Annotated in this window: 12 protein-coding genes; 8 read left to right on the top strand and 4 right to left on the bottom strand. The window is 37.1% G+C overall.

The annotated features are described in order from the left end of the window. The first annotated feature begins 146 nt into the window (after nucleotides 1-146). From BLQ00_RS10015 to trhA, 7 genes are all read left to right on the top strand, one after another. Nucleotides 147-4,595: a M36 family metallopeptidase gene (locus BLQ00_RS10015; protein ID WP_093143871.1), complete on the top strand. Its 4,449-nt coding sequence runs from the start codon at nucleotides 147-149 to the stop codon at nucleotides 4,593-4,595. A gap of 148 nt (nucleotides 4,596-4,743) precedes the next feature. Then, entirely contained in the window at nucleotides 4,744-9,339 is a 4,596-nt protein-coding gene (locus BLQ00_RS10010) for a M4 family metallopeptidase (protein WP_093143868.1), read from the top strand. A 199-nt stretch (nucleotides 9,340-9,538) separates the two neighbouring features. Then, complete coding sequence (locus BLQ00_RS10005; RefSeq protein ID WP_093143865.1) at nucleotides 9,539-10,345, top strand: hypothetical protein; 807 nt, start codon at nucleotides 9,539-9,541, stop codon at nucleotides 10,343-10,345. Between the two features lie 43 nt (nucleotides 10,346-10,388). Continuing rightward, complete coding sequence (locus BLQ00_RS10000) at nucleotides 10,389-11,207, top strand: hypothetical protein (protein WP_139149384.1); 819 nt, start codon at nucleotides 10,389-10,391, stop codon at nucleotides 11,205-11,207. 38 nt (nucleotides 11,208-11,245) lie between these two features. Further along, nucleotides 11,246-12,091, top strand: coding sequence for a hypothetical protein (locus BLQ00_RS09995; RefSeq protein WP_093143860.1), 846 nt, complete (start codon nucleotides 11,246-11,248; stop codon nucleotides 12,089-12,091). Between the two features lie 21 nt (nucleotides 12,092-12,112). Beyond that, nucleotides 12,113-15,202, top strand: coding sequence for a DUF1028 domain-containing protein (locus BLQ00_RS09990; protein WP_093143857.1), 3,090 nt, complete (start codon nucleotides 12,113-12,115; stop codon nucleotides 15,200-15,202). An 87-nt stretch (nucleotides 15,203-15,289) separates the two neighbouring features. Continuing rightward, nucleotides 15,290-15,916: a PAQR family membrane homeostasis protein TrhA gene (gene trhA / locus BLQ00_RS09985; protein ID WP_093143855.1), complete on the top strand. Its 627-nt coding sequence runs from the start codon at nucleotides 15,290-15,292 to the stop codon at nucleotides 15,914-15,916. A 188-nt stretch (nucleotides 15,917-16,104) separates the two neighbouring features. Here the strand turns inward: trhA and BLQ00_RS09980 are convergent, their stop codons facing one another. Then, on the bottom strand, nucleotides 16,105-16,773 hold the full coding sequence (locus BLQ00_RS09980) for a ZIP family metal transporter (protein WP_093143853.1): 669 nt from the start codon (nucleotides 16,771-16,773) through the stop codon (nucleotides 16,105-16,107). Next, nucleotides 16,773-17,504, bottom strand: a complete 732-nt coding sequence (locus tag BLQ00_RS09975) for a class I SAM-dependent methyltransferase (protein ID WP_093143850.1) — start codon at nucleotides 17,502-17,504, stop codon at nucleotides 16,773-16,775. Before BLQ00_RS09975 ends, BLQ00_RS09980 begins: the two co-directional genes overlap by 1 nt. A 58-nt stretch (nucleotides 17,505-17,562) precedes the next feature. Between BLQ00_RS09975 and BLQ00_RS09970 the strand changes: the two genes are divergently transcribed. Further along, nucleotides 17,563-18,720 carry a THUMP domain-containing class I SAM-dependent RNA methyltransferase gene (locus BLQ00_RS09970; RefSeq protein ID WP_093143848.1) on the top strand — a complete coding sequence of 386 codons (1,158 nt, stop codon included), beginning with the start codon at nucleotides 17,563-17,565 and terminating at the stop codon, nucleotides 18,718-18,720. 7 nt (nucleotides 18,721-18,727) lie between these two features. On the opposite strand, the gene BLQ00_RS09965 is transcribed toward BLQ00_RS09970, so the two are convergent. Continuing rightward, on the bottom strand, nucleotides 18,728-19,435 hold the full coding sequence (locus BLQ00_RS09965) for a DUF6048 family protein (RefSeq protein WP_093143845.1): 708 nt from the start codon (nucleotides 19,433-19,435) through the stop codon (nucleotides 18,728-18,730). Next, nucleotides 19,401-19,889, bottom strand: a complete 489-nt coding sequence (locus BLQ00_RS09960) for a DUF6452 family protein (RefSeq protein ID WP_093143843.1) — start codon at nucleotides 19,887-19,889, stop codon at nucleotides 19,401-19,403. Before BLQ00_RS09960 ends, BLQ00_RS09965 begins: the two co-directional genes overlap by 35 nt. Nucleotides 19,890-19,902 lie beyond the last annotated feature (13 nt).

The following is a 19,902-nucleotide window of genomic DNA, read 5'->3' as shown; positions in this document are numbered from 1 at the left end:
ATAATATGTGTTGTATAAAATAATGAATCATCGTATAAATATGTTTTTTTTAATTATATTAGCATTGTAACATACCTAACTATCTTTCATAAGGTTCTTCCCTGAAATAATTACATTTTTTATCTTATTTTAAATCTCACAATGTCATGAAAGAATTGTACGTTACCTTTAAAGGGTTAGTTAAACAAAAGGCGCTCTTTAGCCTATTTGTAGTGTGTTGCATTAGTCTTCAATTAAGTGCACAAATTCAAAGAAGTTCAAAAAACGAAAGTGTTTCAAGCACAGAATTTTTAGAGAAATTAGTAAAAACAGGAGTCACCTCCAATTTTATAATTACTTCAGAACATGTTAGTTCTACAAGTGGAATACGTCATGTTTATTTACGGCAATTAATAAATGGAATTGAAGTAAATGGCACTGAATCTGACATTCATATAGATGCTTCAGGTAACGTGATGGCAGTTCACAATAATTTTTTAGATAATAGTCTTGATAGGGTAACAAATGCTTCCGTAACACTTACTGCAGAGCAAGCCATAAATTCCGTAGCACAAAAAATGGGATACACTATTTCTTCTCTTATACAAAAAGATGACCTCGGTGGTACAAACCAAAAAGCAATTTACAATCATGCGGGTATTTCTCGAACAGATATTCCTGTAAAATTGGTATATCAAAAAATAAATCGCAGTGAAATTAAATTAGCATGGGAGTTTGCTATCGATGATGTTACAAGTCCTGAGGATTGGTGGAACTTTCAAGTAGATGCGAGTAACGGTACAATTTTAAGCAAACAAAATTTAATTTCACAATGTAGTTTGAGTCATGACCATTCTAGTCATGAGTTTATTGGACCTTTAAATGAAGTTGTTACTAAAAGTAAACAAGAAGAGAGTAGTCCTTTAATGGCAGGGTCTTATAATGTATTTCCGATTCCGTTAGAAAGTCCGAATCATGGTACTAGAAGTATTGTTAATAATCCAGATCAAGATGGAACAGGATCTCCTTTTGGATGGCATGATACCAATGGAGTTGCCGGAGCAGAATTTACGACTACTGTGGGGAATAATATAGATGCCTTTGGTTTTACTACTGGGAATAGAGCAGATGGAGGATCAGGATTAAATTTTAATTTTACATTAGATCTATCTCAAACAGCGTTGAGTCAGGAAAATGCAGCACTTACCAATATGTTTTATATGGCTAATATCGTGCATGATGTGATGTATGAATATGGTTTTGATGAAGCTTCAGGAAACTTTCAAGAAAATAATTATGGAAATGGTGGAATTGGAAGTGATTCGGTAATTGGTGAAGGACAAAAAACAGGACAATGTAATGCATTTTTTGGTACTCCATCAGATGGAAATAACCCAACAATGCAAATGTATATCTGTGAATATGGTGGTGCAACGGGTGATAGAGATGGCGATTTCGACAATGGTGTAATTGCCCATGAATATGGTCATGGAATCTCTAACAGACTCACAGGAGGTGCAGCTGCAACAGGTTGCTTAAACAATGTAGAACAAATGGGAGAAGGTTGGAGTGACTTTTTTGGATTGATACTTACCATTGAACCGGGTGATCTAGGAACCGACCCAAGAGGAATGGGAACATGGTTAATTGGACAAACTGCTTCTGGAGCTGGAATTAGAACACAGCGATATGACACTGATACAAATACTTATACGTACGATTCTATAAAAACAGAAGTGGCACCGCATGGGGTTGGTTCTGTATGGGCAATGATGCTTTGGGAAATGACCTGGGATTTAATCGCTGCGCATGGAATAGATGCAAATGTGTATAATTTTACAGGTAATGTAGCGCAAGATGCGGGTAATATTCAAGCATTAGCTTTGGTTATTGAAGGATTGAAATTACAACCCTGTAGTCCTGGATTTATAGACGGTCGTGATGCTATTTTAGCTGCAGATCTTGCCATATACGGAGGTGCAAACCAATGTTTAATTTGGGATGCATTTGCTAGGAGAGGATTAGGGGTTTCTGCTTCCCAAGGGTCTACAGGTAGTAAAACTGATGGTACGGAAGCTTTTGATTCAGTAACCACAAACATAGATACCGCTGAACAAGTATGTGTTACTCAAGGACCACAAACATTTGGAGGAGGTACACCTACAGGAGGGATATATTCTGGTACAGGTGTTACAGACGATGGAAATGGACTTACATATACTTTCGATCCTAATGTTGCTGGTATTGGAATTCATACCATTAGTTACGATGCTGCAAGCAGCTGTGGTCCTTCAATTGCAACTGATGATATTGAAGTTACTAATGGAATCTCAGTAATAACTTGCCAAGATGTAACATTAACATTGGACGGTTCAGGTTCTGTATTTTTTGACCCTTTTGCGGCCCAATCTGCTACTATTGTAGGTGGAAATAATGGTTCTGGAGGATCAGGGACAACATCTCTACAAGTTACACTTACTCAAAATGAGAATATTTCGTTTGATTGGTTGTATGAAACTACAGATGGAGCTCAATATGATTCGTTTGGATATACGCTAAATGGAACCTATACCGCTTTAAGTGGTACTAGTGGTACTACTCAAAGTGGAACAGTAGCATTAAGTTTAAGCGCTAACGATGTTTTTGGTTTTACAACCTATACAGTAGATAATACTTTTGGTGCTGCAACAGGAACGGTCACCAATTTTTCACCAGGTTTTTCTGGACAGTTTGCTTCCTCATTATGGAGTCAAGTTGACAATAACTCTGATGGAGCTACTAATTTAGAAGGGGCTTCTGCAACAATTAGTAATACGTGTGGTAATACTTTACTACCTAATGTAAGTCAAATGGAGTTTACTTGTAATGATATTGGAGTTACAAATGTGACCATCGAAGTAGATAATGGTGCAGGTGATATAGGTACATGCGCTTACAATGTTACCATTGTGGGACCAACGTCAACGTGGGATGGAACGTGGGATGTCGCACCTACAGCAGGAAGAAAAGCTATTATTAATTCTCCTTACATCACAAGTGTAAGTGGAAACATAGATGCTTGTGCTTGCGAAATGAATGCGGATCTTTCAATTGCCTCCGATACGTATGTAAAAATTGATGGAGATTTGACGGTAAATGCTGGAACACATTTATTTATCACCAATAGAGGTAGTTTTGTACAAGTAGACGATGCTGCTTCAGCAACAAATGACGGAACTATTACAGTACGAATGGTGACCCCCCCATTGGCTGAAAAAAGTTTTATGATTATGGGAAGTCCAATGACTGCAGAAACTAGAGAAGGCGTTTATGGGGATGCATATATTGTAAGACACCACAACACCAATAATTTTATTCCAAATCCTGATGTTGGAGCTGCTTTTCCTGCTACTGAAAACTTTGCAGATGATAATGGTGATAACTGGTTAACACATACAGGAGGATTAAACCCTGCTGAAGGATATATGGTTTTTCCACAACCAAATTCAACAGGAAGTGGCGTGTTTACAAATGATTACACACAAGGAACTCTAACTAATGGAGTCGTTACATTCCCGTTAACCTACCATACCGATCAAAACTCAAGTCCGAATATGATTTCGAACCCGTATGCTTCAGCGATTGATGCAGATGCATTTTATGCAGATCCGGCCAATACGGCAATAGATGTATTGTATTTCTGGGAGCATATTACGCCACTTGCAGTAAGTTATCCTGGGTATAACACAGCAAACTTTAGCATGGGCGACATCTCGATGTATAGTGAAGTGATGGGCGGAATTCCGGCAGCAAATGGAGGAGCAACGCCAAGTAGTATTATTTCTTCCGGACAAGGATTTGCAGTAAAAGCAGCCTCCGCAGGAATTAACGCGACGTTTAACAATGCCATGCGTATTACGGGACCCAATGATACGTATAGAAGACCAAACGCTTCGGAAAGAGATCGTTTGTGGATTAATGTGTATAATGATAGCTACGGACTTGGAAGTACGACTTTAATTGGTTTTTCTGAAAACACTACAAATGCTTTTGAAGCCAATGCAGACATCAAACGTTTGGCAACACCTGTATCTTTGTATTCTGAATTAGCAACAGGAGAAGAACTTGCGATTAATGCCTTAAGTACTTTTGAAATTGAAGCATCGGTAGGACTTAGTTTTTCTACGCAAGTGAAAGAGTTACAAGAGTATCGTATTTCACTTCAAGATGTAGACGGATTGCATATTGAAACCGCTACTGTGTACTTAATTGATACCTTAATTGGAACCGTGACCAACTTATCTGAAGGAGATTATACTTTCCAAAGTGCAGAGGGAACGTATAGCGAGCGATTTAAAGTAGTGTTCCAAGATCAAATACTAAATACTAATACTGTTGATTTAGATTCCGTTTCAGTATATCCAAATCCGACGCAGAATATCTTATATATTGTTTCACCTAAAGTTTTGGTGCAAAGTGCAACAGTATACGATGTAAGAGGAAGAGCGTTACAAACAATTGATTTTTCTTCCGAAGCAAACAAACAACTAGATATTTCTTCCTTATCTAATGCATTGTATTTTGTAGAAATTACTACGGAAAGTGGAATGATAACAAAACGTATTGTTAAAGAATAAGTAGATTAATTAGATTAATAAAAAAACCGTTTCATATTGTATGAAACGGTTTTTTATTAGCTGAAATCCAACAAAATATCGATGAAAGGGTGTTTTATTGCGATAAAATGTTATATTTGATTTTTAACATTATTATAACATATTTCGTATGACACAGTTTAACCCCCGTAAAACTTATAGAATATTATTTGTTTTTATATTATTACTATCTACCGGAAATTTATTTTCTCAAAAAAAAGGTGCTAAACCAACAATTCATGAAGGAATCACACAAACGGTTCCGAGTCTCGTTATTTTAGATGCATCACAGCAGTACAGTACTAAAAATTCAAAACAGATTTTTAAAGAAATCTTTCATCTTTCTTCTGAAAATAGGTTTACAAAAGTTAAAGTAAATAAAGGAAAAGGAGATTATGTGCACGAAAAGCACCAACAGTTTTTTAAGGATATTAAAGTGGAAGGAGGAATTTCCACACTACATACTCAGAATGGACTTGTAACATCAATTAGTTCTGAATTATACCGAATAGACAATTCTTTTAATAGCAATCCTAGTTTAAGTGCCAATGAAGCTTTCAATTTAGCAATTGAACATACAGGCGCAACAACATATTTATGGGAAGACGCTGCATCTGCTGAAGAACTTGGATATGAAAAGCCTGTAGGTGAGTTGGTTATTTTACCCACATTTTATGGTGATGATACGATTTTGAAATTAGCCTATAAATTTGAAATATTCACATTAGTGCCAATGGGTGGGGGTGATTTATATATGGATGCAAATTCAGGGGAAGCTCTTTTCTTTAACAACCGAGTTAAACATTATGACACAATTGGTCATGACGGAAGTAGTTATGAAAAGGTTGCAATAGCAACTTGTGAAGAAGAACCGCGTCAAAATACTACAGAATCGCTAGTGGCAGCAACCGCAGCAACGCGATATAGTGGAACTAGAACTATTGAAACAAGAAATGAAGGTGCGAATTATAGTTTGAATTACGATGCAAATCAAATTTATACTAGAAACGCTTATAATCAAGGACCAGGAAATGGGGTGCCGCCATATATCGCGAATTATACAGAATTTTTAGATACCGATAATAACTGGACAGCTGGGGAGTTTCATAATGCCAATAAAGATGATGCAGCATTAGATGCACACTGGGGAGCTATGATGGTATATGATTATTGGAATGCTGAACATGGAAGAGATAGTTATGATGGAGCTGGATCGCAAATAAGAAGTTATGTTCATGTAGATACAGATTATGACAATGCTTTTTGGTATTATAATACAATGTCTTATGGAGACGGATCGGGAAATTCAAACCCTGGAAGTGGGTTGTTTGACGCATTAACGTGTCTTGATGTAGCAGCACATGAATTAGGACATGGGGTTACAGAATATACTGCCAATTTAGCGTATCAAAGAGAATCTGGAGGAATGAATGAAGGTTTTTCAGATATTTGGGGTGCTGCTATTGAACATTTTGCCAAAGGAACAGGAACAGATGCTAATCCGGATGCCAATGTTTGGGCTATTGGAGAAGAGATAATGAGAAATGGTTCTGCTTCATTGCGTTCAATGAGTAATCCAAAATCACAAGGGCAACCAGATACCTATGGAGGAACGTATTGGATAAATCCAAATTGTGGTACTCCATCAGATGCCAATGATTACTGCGGTGTACATACCAATTCTGGAGTGCTTAACCATTGGTTCTATTTAGTAACAGTTGGTGGAAGTGGAACAAATGATGTTGCTGATACTTACAATGTAACAGGAATAGGAATGACAAAAGCATCTACAATTGCGTATGATGTATTAGATAATTATTTAGGAGCGAACTCAACCTATGCTGATGCAAGGGATTTTTCAATTCAATCGGCTACAGTTTTGTATGGAGATTGTTCTCAAGAATTGGTAACAATAACAGATGCTTGGCATGCAGTAGGGGTCGGGGCCGTTTACTCTGGAGGAGCACCTTCATTAACCCTTTCAGCTAGTACCACATGTGTTACTTCTGGAACAACAACATTGAGTGGTGGTACTGCAACAGGAGGCGTGTATAGTGGACTAGGTGTTACTGACGACGGAAATGGAACAACGTTTACTTTCGATCCAACTGTAGCAGGAGTAGGGACGCATACGATTACGTATACAAGAGCTTGTGGAGCAGGTTCTGCTTCAGATACCGATACTATAGAAGTTACAGATGGTCTTCCCGTTTTAATTTGTAAAGATATAAGCGTCACATTAGATGGAGGAGGTGATATTTCTATTACAGCCTCAGACGTTGTTTCTAACTTAGAGTACGATACAACTTCATATACATTAGATACAAGTGGAACTTTTTCTCCTGAAACAATTACAGGGACTACACTTAGCTTAGGAGATGATGCCGGTAGTAGTCTTTTACCTATTGGGTTTGATTTTGATTTTTACGGAACAACCTATTCAAATTTTTATATCGCTTCAAATGGTTTCATATCATTTGATAATGATGGAACCTCGGGAGCAGTCTCTTATACGCCAACAGCTTTAGCAGATGGAGGAGCACCCAATAACATGATTGCATTAGTTTGGGATGACTTAAGTCCAAACCAAAGTGGTACTATTAAATATGAAACCATAGGAATAGCTCCTAACAGAAAATTGATTGTAGATTTTATTGATGTACCCTTATATACTGCTTCTCCACCATCAGCTTACGAAGTTACAAGTCAGTTGCAGTTGTTCGAAGGTTCTCAACGAATTGAAATTCATACCTCTAAAGCTACAAATGGAGGGACAAGTCGCACTCAAGGAATTGAAAATGCTACTGGAACCGCTGCGACACCAACAACAGGTAGGAATTTAGCAAATTGGAGTTTGCCTGATGGATCTTCAGATTATGTAGCATATGTTCCTAGTAACACAGGAAGTATTGTTGATAATTGCGGGAATCCAGTGACATTATCTGTAAACAAAACAGATTTTACCTGTAAAGATATTGGAGATGTTACAGTAACAATTACTGCAGATGATGGTAATGGTGGGATATCTACTTGTGACGCAACAGTTACTGTTGTTGGTCCAACCACTGTATTTACAGGTTCTTGGGATAATGGAACTCCAAACAGTACTAAAAAAGCAATTTTCTCTAACAATTATAGTACTTCTGTAGCAGATATAGATGCTTGTGTTTGTGAAATTACCAACAATGCAATTATAACTGTTGGTGCAGGTGAGTATATGAAAGTAGATGGAAATATAACGGTTGATGCAGGTTCAAGCCTAATGATTCAACATGAAGGTAGTGTGGTACAAGGAGATGATTCGGCAATCGTCAGCAATAACGGATCTATCACTGTTGAAAAAATAACACCAACATTAGCTGAAAAAACATTTATGATCATGGGAAGTCCTATGACTTCGGAAACGAGAGAAGACGTGTACAATACGGCGTATATTGTAAGACATCACAATACGGCCAACTTTGTTCCAAATCCTGATGTTGCTGCTGCTTTTCCTTCTGCTGAAAACTTTGCAGATGACAATGGAAATAACTGGTTAACGCATACAGGAGGATTAGCTCCTGCAGAAGGTTACATGGTATTTCCACAACCCAATACTACGGGAAGCGGAAGTTTTACACACAATTACACACAAGGAACTTTAAACAATGGAGTTATTGCCTATCCATTAGTATATCACACCGATCAGAATTCAAGTCCGAACATACTATCCAATCCGTATGCTTCCGCAATTGATGCAGATGCTTTTTATGCAGATGCTGCCAATACTGCGATTGATGTATTGTATTTCTGGGAACATATTACACCTTTATCGTTAACATATCCTGGTTATAACCCTGCCAACTTTAGCATGGGAGATATCTCCATGTATAGCGAAGTGATGGGAGGAATTCCAGCAGCAAACGGAGGAACAACACCAAATAGTATTATTGCTTCCGGACAAGGGTTTGGAGTGAAAGCAGCTTCCGCAGGAATAACAGCTACGTTTAACAATGCGATGCGCGTTACTGGGCCCAATGATACCTATAGAAGACCAATGGCTTCGGAAAGAGATCGTTTGTGGATTAATGTGTACAACGATAGCTACGGACTAGGAAGTACTACTTTAATTGGTTTTTCTGAAAACACCACAGCTACTTTTGAAGCGAACGCAGATATCAAACGTTTGGCTACTCCAGTGTCACTGTATTCTGAATTAGCAACAGGAGAAGAACTTGCGATTAACGCATTAAGTGCTTTTGAAGTGGAAGCTTCAGTAGGATTGAGTTTCTCTACACAAGTAAAAGAATCGCAAAACTACCGTATATCGCTTCAAGATGTGGACGGATTGCACATTGAAACTGCGACAGTGTATTTAATCGACACGTTAACAGGAAGTGTGACCAATTTATCTGAAGGCGATTATACCTTCCAAAGTGGAGAAGCAACCTATAGCGAACGTTTTAAAGTAGTATTCCAAAACCAAATACTAGGAACAAACGATATTGCTTTAGATGCCGTTTCAGTATATCCAAATCCAGCACAGAATGTCTTGTATGTAGTTTCACCTAATTCGGCCATTGTGAATACTGCAGTGTATGATATTCAAGGAAGAAAGGTGCTAACTACTAAAAATACCAATGATAGTACTGTTGAGGTTCCGGTTTCAACATTGAGTAATGCTTTGTACTTTGTGGAGATAACAACAGAGGCGGGCGTTGTAACAAAACGTATAATTAAGGAATAATTTGATATAAATACAATCAGCTGTTTTAATAGTCTAAAACGGTTGGTTGTATTTATTTTTAAATATGTTTTTTAATGTATTTCATCGAATTTATCCATGAAATGCATTAAAATACAGACGAAATGCTTTTTGTATCCGATTAAGTGTTATATTTGCGGTTTAAAAGCAATTTCTTTAGAGAAAAAATAAGCCCCTACTTATGAAATCTACCATATATATAAATCTATTAGTATATCTATTAATAATAACTTCAGGAATTGCTCAAGTAGGAATCAACACTACATCACCAGCAAATGGTGCATTGTTGGATGTACATAGTTCAAATAAAGGTCTTTTAATTCCTAGAGTAGCACTATCATCTACTAACGATACAAGTACAATAACACCATCTGCAACAGTTGGATTACTTGTTTATAATACAGTAACTGCAGGAGCTCTTCCTATACAAGTAACACCTGGTTTTTATTATTGGAATGGCACCCAATGGCTGCGTTTTTACAATCGTGGTTATAATGTTAAGTATGACCAAACATCCCCTGTAACAGCAAGTATTTTTAATTGGATTTATACATCAATCCCAGGATTGGATACTGGATATATATCGGTTCCTTATTCTGGTACGTATCAGATAAAGGTAGAAACTTCTTATGCAGCAGGTAATTTGTATAGTACTTCTTACGAAGGAGTAGGTCAAGCTTCTGTAAGACTCACTATGGGGACAAACTATGGATTATCAACAGGAGTGAAGGAAACGTATGTAACCTCTACTTCAAAGCGTATTGGTAGCACCACTATAAACGGTCTCCCTCAAAATACAACCATAATTTATACTGTAGATTTAAATGTATTAAACACGTATCGATTTGCAGTTCAAGGAAGAGAATGGTCAAGAGATAATGTAAGTGCTGGACAATTTGGTAAAAATACAAGTGGGTATTCTGGGGCTTCTGGTATAACGGATGCTCAAAGAGGTTCTCTTACTATCACACTAATAAAGCAACAATAGCAACATCATTTTAGTGTATAACATAAGTTTAATTTTTAGATAAATGAAATATTTCAAACATTCAAGATTAGATTTCCTAATTGGAAGCTTTGCTCTTATATTTTCATGTTTTGTGAGTGCTCAGGTTGGAGTTAATAATTCATCACCGGAAGCATCGTCAGCATTAGATATATCAAGTTCCAATAAGGGGTTTTTAATGACAAAAGTTGCCTTAACCGGAACAAACGATTCAACCACAATTACACCATCAGCAACCACAGGTTTAATGGTATATAACACAGCGACTGCCGGCGCGGCGGGATTTGAAGTGATTCCTGGTTTCTATTATTGGAATGGGACCAAATGGCGTAGCTTTTATAACCAAGGGTATACTTTAAATTATACGCAGACTGCTCAAGCAACAGCCAGTTCTAATAACAGGACGTACGTTACTCTGCCAGGTCTTGACACTGGTAGTATTACAGTTCCATTTACAGGTACATATCAAATTCGGGTTGAAGCCTTTTATTCTGCAGGGAATTTAATTAGTACTGCAGGAGATGGAGCGGCCCAAGGTTCTATTAGCTTGGCACAAGCAACTGGTGGAGGCCCTTTAAATATGATTAAAGAAACATATCTAACAACATCTTCAAAACGATTAGGTAGCACCACTGTTAATAATCTTGCTCAAAGCGCTACCATTTTATGGAACTTAAAGCTTACAGCGGGGGTTACGTATCAATTTGCTGTTCGAGGACGAGAATGGTTAGCTAATAATGTTGGTACTGGAACATTTGGTAAAAACACAAGTGGTTATTCGGGTTCTGGAATAAATGACGCGCAACGCGGAACGATGACAATTACATTAATAAAACAGTTATAATGATTACTTCGAATCGTAATAAACGTATAATTTTTACTATGAAGAATTTCAATACATTAAAGAAACACTTCTTTTTGTTGGCTGTTCTATGTTCATTAGGAGCAACATCACAAGTGGTGATAGGAGATACTACTATAGATAATGGAGCAATATTTCAATTAAAAAGTGATAATAAAGGACTTCTAATTCCAAATGTTGCACTTACCTCAAGATACGATGTTACTACGATTTCCTCAAGTTTAGTAGAAGGTTTATGGGTATATAATACAGCATCAGCTGGATCTGGACTTAACCGAGTAAGTCCGGGATTTTATTTTTGGGATTCTTCTAAATGGGTAAGAATTTACAATGATGGATATACAGTACAATTTGAACAAACATCAACGGTGCGTTCTGCCAATACTACAACAACCTATACCATTCCTGGGTTAGACCAAAGTATTGTCGCTCCCTATACTGGAACCTATGAAATTCATGTAACAGGATATATTGCAGCTCCAGATCGATCAAATTCCTCTCGAGAAAGTATGGTTCATGGTTCTTATATGTTAGAAATCGATAATGTAAAAGTAGGTGAGAGTAATGTTACTTCAAATACTAAAAATGCATATAATACCGGATTTCAAGCCTTGGGACGGCAAACAACCATAGTCCATTATGTAGACCTTACAGAAGGTACGACTTATAATTTTAAAGTACGTGCCCGATTATGGCAACAAGAAAATATTAATCCATACAGTCTTAATGTCTCTTCTCTATGTGGAGGCCCTTCTACAGGATATGCTTTTTGGGGAATTTGTTCTGGACCCTACAATGGTAATGACGGCTTAACTGAAAATGCCCAAGATGCTTATTTAACGATTACTTTATTGACACAATATTAATTAACCTACTAAATTTTTTATATGACCCCCAAAAAAAATACGAAAGTCCGTAAAATTACTATTATAACTGTTGCTATTGGTTTAGTTACTTTTTTCACCATTCCAAATTCATTAATAAAAGCTAATAAGTTACTGTCTCACGAAGAAGATATTGTAACTCCAATAGATAACTCAAGAGATAGTGAGGGTGATACATTTTCAATTGTAGCTTATGACCCTATTACTGGAGAAATTGGTGGTGCTGGAACAAGTTGCTACGGCGGTCATATTAACTTTTTAAATGATATAATTAGAAGTCCTGATGGAACCCTTTTAGGAGCAATCCATTCACAAGCTTCTTATGTTCCTGGCAACCAAAATAACGCCCGTACAAGAATGTTGGCAGGTGATACACCCGCTGAAATAATATCTTGGCTTGTAGCTAACGATTGTTGTGCTAGTGATTCAAGCACACGACAATACGGAATAGTAGGTATAAGTAGTGAAGGTACAATAACAACTGCAGGTTATACAGGTGCTTCCAATGGAAATTGGGGTGGAAATATTAAGGGTGTTGATCCAAGTACGGGAATGCATTATGCTATTCAAGGAAATATTTTAGACACATCTACAGATGGTGCAGGAAGAGAAGACATATTAAATGATATGGAAACATCCTTTAGAGCCGCTACAGGAACTTTAGCAGATAAACTGATGGCTGCCTTACAAGGGGCAAAACGTGTTGGTGCTGATAACCGTTGCGTAGGTAGTGGAAATAGTGGTTTAGCTTCATTTGTACGAGTGTTACGTCCTTCCGATGCAACTGGAAGTCCGTATCTCGATTTAAGTTATTACCCTAATATTAGTTCTGTAGAACCAATAGATGTTTTACAATGTAATTATGATACCACTGTAAACACTCCCTTTTGTCGTACCACGATTAATACATTTCCTTACACGATGGACTTTGAGACCAAATCATGGGAAAAAGAAGAAACATGCGATATTGACAACTCATGGATAAGAAGTAGATTTGGATCTCCTTCAGGCAATACAGGACCAAGTGCTGCCAATCAGGGGGAGTTATACGCATTTGTTGAAGCTTCAGATTTAGGTTCAGATGATTTCAGTAATAGAGCTGTGATAGGTTCTCCTTGTTTTGAAATACCTTATTTGCATACTGCTACGATGACTTTTGATTACCATATGTATGGTGGTGATATGGGAGTCTTATCGGTTACTGCAAGTGATGACGGTGGGGCAAGTTGGACGACCTTGTGGAGTGAAAATGGTAATAAGGGGAATTCTTGGATAAATAATGAATCCATTGATTTAACGCAATTTCATGGCAAGACTGTTAAGTTACGATTTGACGCAACAACAGGAGCGGGATATCTAAGTGATATGGCGATTGACGATATCAATATATCAGTTACTCCTGGAATTACTTGTTCAACGACAACAACCTTCTCAAATATAGCTGGTGGGTCTTGGTCTAATGGAGTACCAACAATTAGAACGAGTGCTATCATTGATTATGATTATGACACAGTATCTTTTGGCCCTATTGAAGCCTGTGAAATTATAATTAACAGCGGAAATACACTTACAGTAAATGCCGATAATACTATTTCAGCGATTAATAATATTACAGTCAATGGTAATTTAATGGTAGAACACCAAGGAAGTTTAGTTCAAATTGATGATTCGGCAATCGTCAGCAATAACGGATCTATCACTGTTGAAAAAATAACACCAACATTAGCTGAAAAAACATTTATGATCATGGGAAGTCCTATGACTTCGGAAACGAGAGAAGACGTGTACAATACGGCGTATATTGTAAGACATCACAATACGGCCAACTTTGTTCCAAATCCTGATGTAGCTGCTGCTTTCCCTTCTGCTGAAAACTTTGCAGATGACAATGGAAATAACTGGTTAACGCATACAGGAGGATTAGCTCCTGCAGAAGGTTACATGGTATTTCCACAACCCAATACTACGGGAAGCGGAAGTTTTACACACAATTACACACAAGGAACTTTAAACAATGGAGTTATTGCCTATCCATTAGTATATCACACCGATCAGAATTCAAGTCCGAACATACTATCCAATCCGTATGCTTCCGCAATTGATGCAGATGCTTTTTATGCAGATGCTGCCAATACTGCGATTGATGTATTGTATTTCTGGGAACATATTACACCTTTATCGTTAACATATCCTGGTTATAACCCTGCCAACTTTAGCATGGGAGATATCTCCATGTATAGCGAAGTGATGGGAGGAATTCCAGCAGCAAACGGAGGAACAACACCAAATAGTATTATTGCTTCCGGACAAGGGTTTGGAGTGAAAGCAGCTTCCGCAGGAATAACAGCTACGTTTAACAATGCGATGCGCGTTACTGGGCCCAATGATACCTATAGAAGACCAATGGCTTCGGAAAGAGATCGTTTGTGGATTAATGTGTACAACGATAGCTACGGACTAGGAAGTACTACTTTAATTGGTTTTTCTGAAAACACCACAGCTACTTTTGAAGCGAACGCAGATATCAAACGTTTGGCTACTCCAGTGTCACTGTATTCTGAATTAGCAACAGGAGAAGAACTTGCGATTAACGCATTAGGTACTTTTGAAGTGGAAGCTTCAGTAGGATTGAGTTTCTCTACACAAGTAAAAGAATCGCAAAACTACCGTATATCGCTTCAAGATGTGGACGGATTGCACATTGAAACTGCGACAGTGTATTTAATCGACACGTTAACAGGAAGTGTGACTAATTTATCTGAAGGCGATTATACCTTCCAAAGTGGAGAAGCAACCTATAGCGAACGTTTTAAAGTAGTATTCCAAAACCAAATATTAGGAACAAACGATATTACTTTAGATGCCGTTTCAGTATATCCAAATCCGACGCAAAACATAGTATATGTAGCTTCACCAAAAGCCGCAATAACCAATACAATTGTATATGATGCACAGGGAAGAAGAGTACTAAGTGTTAAAAATGTAAATACAACAAATGCTCAAATAGACCTTTCAACACTTACTTCTGCTTTGTACTTTGTGGAGATAACAACAGAGGCGGGCGTTGTAACAAAACGAATCGTGAAAAAGTAAAATGATTGCATAATAATTATTGTAAAGAGGGCTTCATGAAGCCCTCTTTTTTTATGCTATTTTTGTACGCTTAAAACAATACCATCCATGCGAATTCAGTCTCCAATAGAAGAACGGTATAATGTCCTAACACATAGTATAGGTTTTGTATTTAGTCTCGTAGGATTTGTATTGATGCTTTGTTTTAACCAAATCAACACCTTTTGGGGAATGTTCTCAATTGTATTGTACGGATGCTCCCTATCGTTACTTTATTTAGTTTCCTCCTTGTATCATCACGAAACGGATGTAACTCGAAAGCATTTTTTTCGGAAATTAGACCATATTAGTATTTATTTTTTAATTGCAGGAACCTATTCGCCAGTCGTATTAATCACTTTAGAAGATAGTCATGGATGGATTCTGTTTTGTACGGTTTGGGGCATTGCACTCTTTGGTACTTTTATGAAAATTTTCTTTACAGGAAGATTCGAATTTCTTTCTGTGTTACTTTATCTTATCATGGGGTGGTTAATCGTATTCGACTTTTCAGCATTGCAAGCGCGGACAGATGCTGTTGGAATTAACCTATTAATGGGAGGCGGTATTGCCTATACGGTGGGAATTGTTTTTTATGCTCTAGATCGTTTTAAATACACCCACGTTATCTGGCACTTATTTGTATTGTGCGGCAGTATATTACACTTCTTATTTGTATTTCTGAAAGTGATCTAGTTTTGTTTTTCGGGTAGGGATAGTAGTGAAAAGCCCACAGCAGTAAAGTGTGCTTTGCTGCGAGGACTTGTAGCGAATAGCCCGATTGCGCATTTAAAAGCATGAATAGCGTACTAAATGTTGGCTTTTTAAGTATCTAGCCTTTTCTTTTCTGAAACTGTAGCGCAAACCCGCCAAATCATATTACCTTATAAAAAGTACGCAATTACTATAGCTAAAATGATGGTAATGAGTTTTGTTAAATTGAATCTATGATCTTTGCTGCTTTCGAAAAGGATGGTGGTAGAAACGTGTAAAAAGATACCGATTACCAAGGCTGAAATTTCTGTTTCATAAGCGCTGAAAATCTCTATGGAGTTTGATAATAAGTTTCCTAAGGGTGTCATTAGTGCAAAAAGAAATAGGAAGAGTAGGGTGGTGGCTCTGCTATAATTTGCTTTTATGAAAAATAACGAAAGGATAATAGCGATTGGAATTTTGTGAACTACAACGCCCAGAAGGAGGTTATTGTCATCCGAAATAGGGAATCCTTCTAATAATGCGTGTACCGATAAACTCACAAATAGCAACCAAGGAAATATTTTTTTCTGGTCGTGAATATGAACGTGTCCGTGTTCGGCTCCTTTAGAGAAAAATTCTAGGAATATTTGAAGCAGAATACCTGCCATGATAAATATCCCGATGTTCTTGGAAGGAGTCTCAAAAACTTCTGGTATGAGTTCGAAAACAGTTACTGATAATAAAAACGCACCACTAAATGCCAAATAAATAGACATTTGTTTAATCTCTTTGGTTTTAAGAAGCAATGCAATAACATACCCAAGGGCTACGGCTGTAAAGAGTAAAAAGTAATTCATTAATTAAAGATCAATATTAAGCGTGTTGAGGTTTTAGGGTCAAATTTTGTTAAATGATAATCGCCAAAGCAGTGTTGTAATGTAACATTTGCTTTTTCAAAATAGGCTTTAAAATCGTCAAGGGTAATGGCCTTAACGCGTTCGGTATGAAAATGTTCTTCGTCGTTATGCGTAAATTTTATATCCTTGACAATATAACCGTCTTCTAGGTATCTGTCGATATGAAATGTAATTCCTTCCATTACTTTTGTTTCGGAAGGCACAATATTTTGAGCGACATAATCGGCGTTTAAAAAATCGATAACACCATAGCCGTTTGGTTTTAGTTCCTCTTTGATGGCTTTAATCGTCGAAAGGTTGTCCTCTTCGTGTTCAAAGTAACCAAAACTTGTAAATAAATTAAAGACCGCATCAAACTTTTTAGGATAGGTTTGACACATGTCGTGTACTTCAAAATGAAGTTTTTTATTTTCAAATTGTTTGGCAAATTTAATGCTTGATGGCGATAAATCTACTCCTGTAACATCGTATCCCAACTTGTTTAAGTAAATAGCATGACGCCCTTTACCACAAGCTAAATCAAGTATTTCAGCCTTTTTAGAAAGATTTAGAAAAGAAGTGAGTGAATTCATAAATAACTCGGCTTCGTCGTGATCTCTATCTTTGTATAATATATGATAGTACGGGGTGTCAAACCACGAAGAGTACCAATTATCTGTTTCTTTTTCCATTTACAGGGATTTAGGGTGCAAATTTACTGTATTTTTGTAGGACTTTAAGAGTGAATACATGGTAAAAAATTTTAAAATGGTTGCCAAAACCTTATTTGGAATGGAAGAATTGTTAGCACAGGAGCTTAGACAGCTTGGTGCTTCTAATGTTGAACTAGGAACTCGTATGGTTTCTTTTGAAGGAGATACGGGTTTTATGTACAAGGCAAACCTTTGTTGTCGTACGGCAATAAAAATATTGAAGCCTATTACTTCTTTTAATGTTTTTAAAGAGGAAGATTTATACGAAAAAGTATATAATATTAACTGGGAAGATTATATGGATGTGGACGGAAGTTTAGCTGTGAACGCAACTGTGTTTTCAGACTACTTTACACATTCGCAATACATCGCCCTAAAAACTAAAGATGCGATTGTAGACCGTTTTAGAGACAAAGAGGGCAGACGTCCTGATGTAGATTTAGATCATCCTACTTTGCGTATAAATGTTCATATTGATCGTAACATTTGTACGATTTCGTTAGATAGCTCTGGCGAATCATTGCACAAGCGTGGGTATAAAGTTGCCAATACGGTAGCGCCTATAAGTGAAGTATTGGCAGCAGGACTTATCATGCTTTCTGGTTGGGATGGGAATAGTGACTTTTTAGATCCAATGTGTGGGAGTGGAACGATTTTGACTGAAGCTGCTATGATTGCTTGTCGTATACCACCAAACTTAAATCGTGATGAATTTGGTTTTGAAACATGGCCCGATTTTGATGTAGATTTGTATGAAGTTATTGAAGCTTCTGCGTTGAAGAAAATACGTGAATTTCATTTTAAAATGTACGGATTTGATACAGACGATGAAGCCGTTCGGAAAGCAAAAGAGAACGTAAAGAGTGCCAACTTAGACGAGTTTATTACCATTACAAAGCAGGATTTCTTTGAAAGTGAAAAAGAAAGAGAACGTCCAATGCATTTGTTGTTTAATCCGCCTTATGATGAGCGTCTTTCTATTAGTAATGTAGAAGAGTTCTACGGAAAGATAGGTACTACTTTGAAACATAAGTATCCAGGATCTCAAGCGTGGATGATTACTTCTAATATGGAAGCGCTTAAATGTGTCGGATTACGTCCGTCACGAAAAATAAAGGTATTTAACGGAAAGTTAGAAAGTAAGTTTGTAAAGTACGAAATGTACGCAGGGAGTAAGAAAGCAAAAAAGCAATAAGTCTTTTTTACTTTTTATACAATGGGAGTAAGTACGAGATTGTATAGCCATATCCTACGCCAAACTCACTAAAATCGTTGGTCTGATTAAAACCAGGAATGTACAAGTTACTAAAGCCTTCAGGAGTATCTTCGGCTACTTTTAGTTTTAGCTGAAGGTTTATTGAAAGATAGAGGTTGGTAACAACTTCTGTTTTTACGCCAAAAATTAATTCGCCCCAATGAGCTGTTAGGCCACTGTATTCAATAGGATCTTCAACAGTAGTAGCAGGAAAGGTTTGATCGGTACTATAGATTTGATAGGATAACAATTCTTGTTTGAAGGTTGAGAGTCCGTAACGCAATCCGAAGTAAAGAGCATTGTTAAGTCCAAACCAATTGTTGTAGGCGTTAAAATCGCCCCCTACTTTAATATAACTTCCAGAAGCTCTAGAACTTAAATTTGTTTCAAATCGGTCTTTCTTGTCATTTCCAAGTTCTGCTGCGAGGTAGAATTTTTTAGTAATTCTATAATCTCCCATTAGTTCAAAGCCTGAATATCCATCTTCTAATAGAGAACGGATTGGCTTTGCGAGGTCTAAACCTAGCCTAAGGCCATACTTTGTAGCTTTTGAAATGGTATCTGTTGGCGTATCGGTTTTTGTTTCTTGTGCAACAACCGAAAACGAAATAAGTACGATACTAATGAAAAAAAGTAATGTGTGCTTCAGTTTCATCTTCAACTGTTGTTTTTATGATTTGAGTATTTGTTATCCAATTATTGGAATTTGTGTCAATTTTTTCCGCAGAAAGATTACTATAAGTGGCTTTAAATCCACATGCTCTATTAATATAAATATTAGTGTGGTCGTAGCTAAATGAGTAAATATCAATAACTTCATTGCTTTCTCCTGCATATTTGATAAAGCGATATTCGGTAGTTTCTTCTCCAGGACGTAATGATATTGAAATTGAATCTGTTGTTACTTGCGAATACACTAGTACACTCGAATCGTAATTGGTTTCCACCGTTAAGCTATCTACATCTTTCAGCAGCGTAGGGTTGGCGTTGTCCTTAAAATTGATAATCAGTAATGGTGTGGTCACTGTTCCCTCAGGACAAATATCGTCTTTGGTACATCCGTATAAGGTGGTGAGGATTACAAGAATTACAATAAGTTTTTTGTACATGTAATTGGTTTCA

This window comes from Ulvibacter litoralis, from assembly GCF_900102055.1.
GTDB lineage: Bacteria > Bacteroidota > Bacteroidia > Flavobacteriales > Flavobacteriaceae > Ulvibacter > Ulvibacter litoralis.
This window is presented reverse-complemented; position numbering and strand designations above follow the sequence as displayed.

What these genes read in the sequence shown, in the direction of transcription:
- BLQ00_RS10015 (WP_093143871.1), top strand. Translation starts at nt 147, where the DNA reads ATGAAAGAATTGTACGTTACCTTTAAAGGGTTAGTTAAACAAAAGGCG.
- BLQ00_RS10010 (WP_093143868.1), top strand. Translation starts at nt 4,744, where the DNA reads ATGACACAGTTTAACCCCCGTAAAACTTATAGAATATTATTTGTTTTT.
- BLQ00_RS10005 (WP_093143865.1), top strand. Translation starts at nt 9,539, where the DNA reads ATGAAATCTACCATATATATAAATCTATTAGTATATCTATTAATAATA.
- BLQ00_RS10000 (WP_139149384.1), top strand. Translation starts at nt 10,389, where the DNA reads ATGAAATATTTCAAACATTCAAGATTAGATTTCCTAATTGGAAGCTTT.
- BLQ00_RS09995 (WP_093143860.1), top strand. Translation starts at nt 11,246, where the DNA reads ATGAAGAATTTCAATACATTAAAGAAACACTTCTTTTTGTTGGCTGTT.
- BLQ00_RS09990 (WP_093143857.1), top strand. Translation starts at nt 12,113, where the DNA reads ATGACCCCCAAAAAAAATACGAAAGTCCGTAAAATTACTATTATAACT.
- trhA (WP_093143855.1), top strand. Translation starts at nt 15,290, where the DNA reads ATGCGAATTCAGTCTCCAATAGAAGAACGGTATAATGTCCTAACACAT.
- BLQ00_RS09980 (WP_093143853.1), bottom strand. Translation starts at nt 16,773, where the DNA reads ATGAATTACTTTTTACTCTTTACAGCCGTAGCCCTTGGGTATGTTATT.
- BLQ00_RS09975 (WP_093143850.1), bottom strand. Translation starts at nt 17,504, where the DNA reads ATGGAAAAAGAAACAGATAATTGGTACTCTTCGTGGTTTGACACCCCG.
- BLQ00_RS09970 (WP_093143848.1), top strand. Translation starts at nt 17,563, where the DNA reads ATGGTAAAAAATTTTAAAATGGTTGCCAAAACCTTATTTGGAATGGAA.
- BLQ00_RS09965 (WP_093143845.1), bottom strand. Translation starts at nt 19,435, where the DNA reads ATGAAACTGAAGCACACATTACTTTTTTTCATTAGTATCGTACTTATT.
- BLQ00_RS09960 (WP_093143843.1), bottom strand. Translation starts at nt 19,889, where the DNA reads ATGTACAAAAAACTTATTGTAATTCTTGTAATCCTCACCACCTTATAC.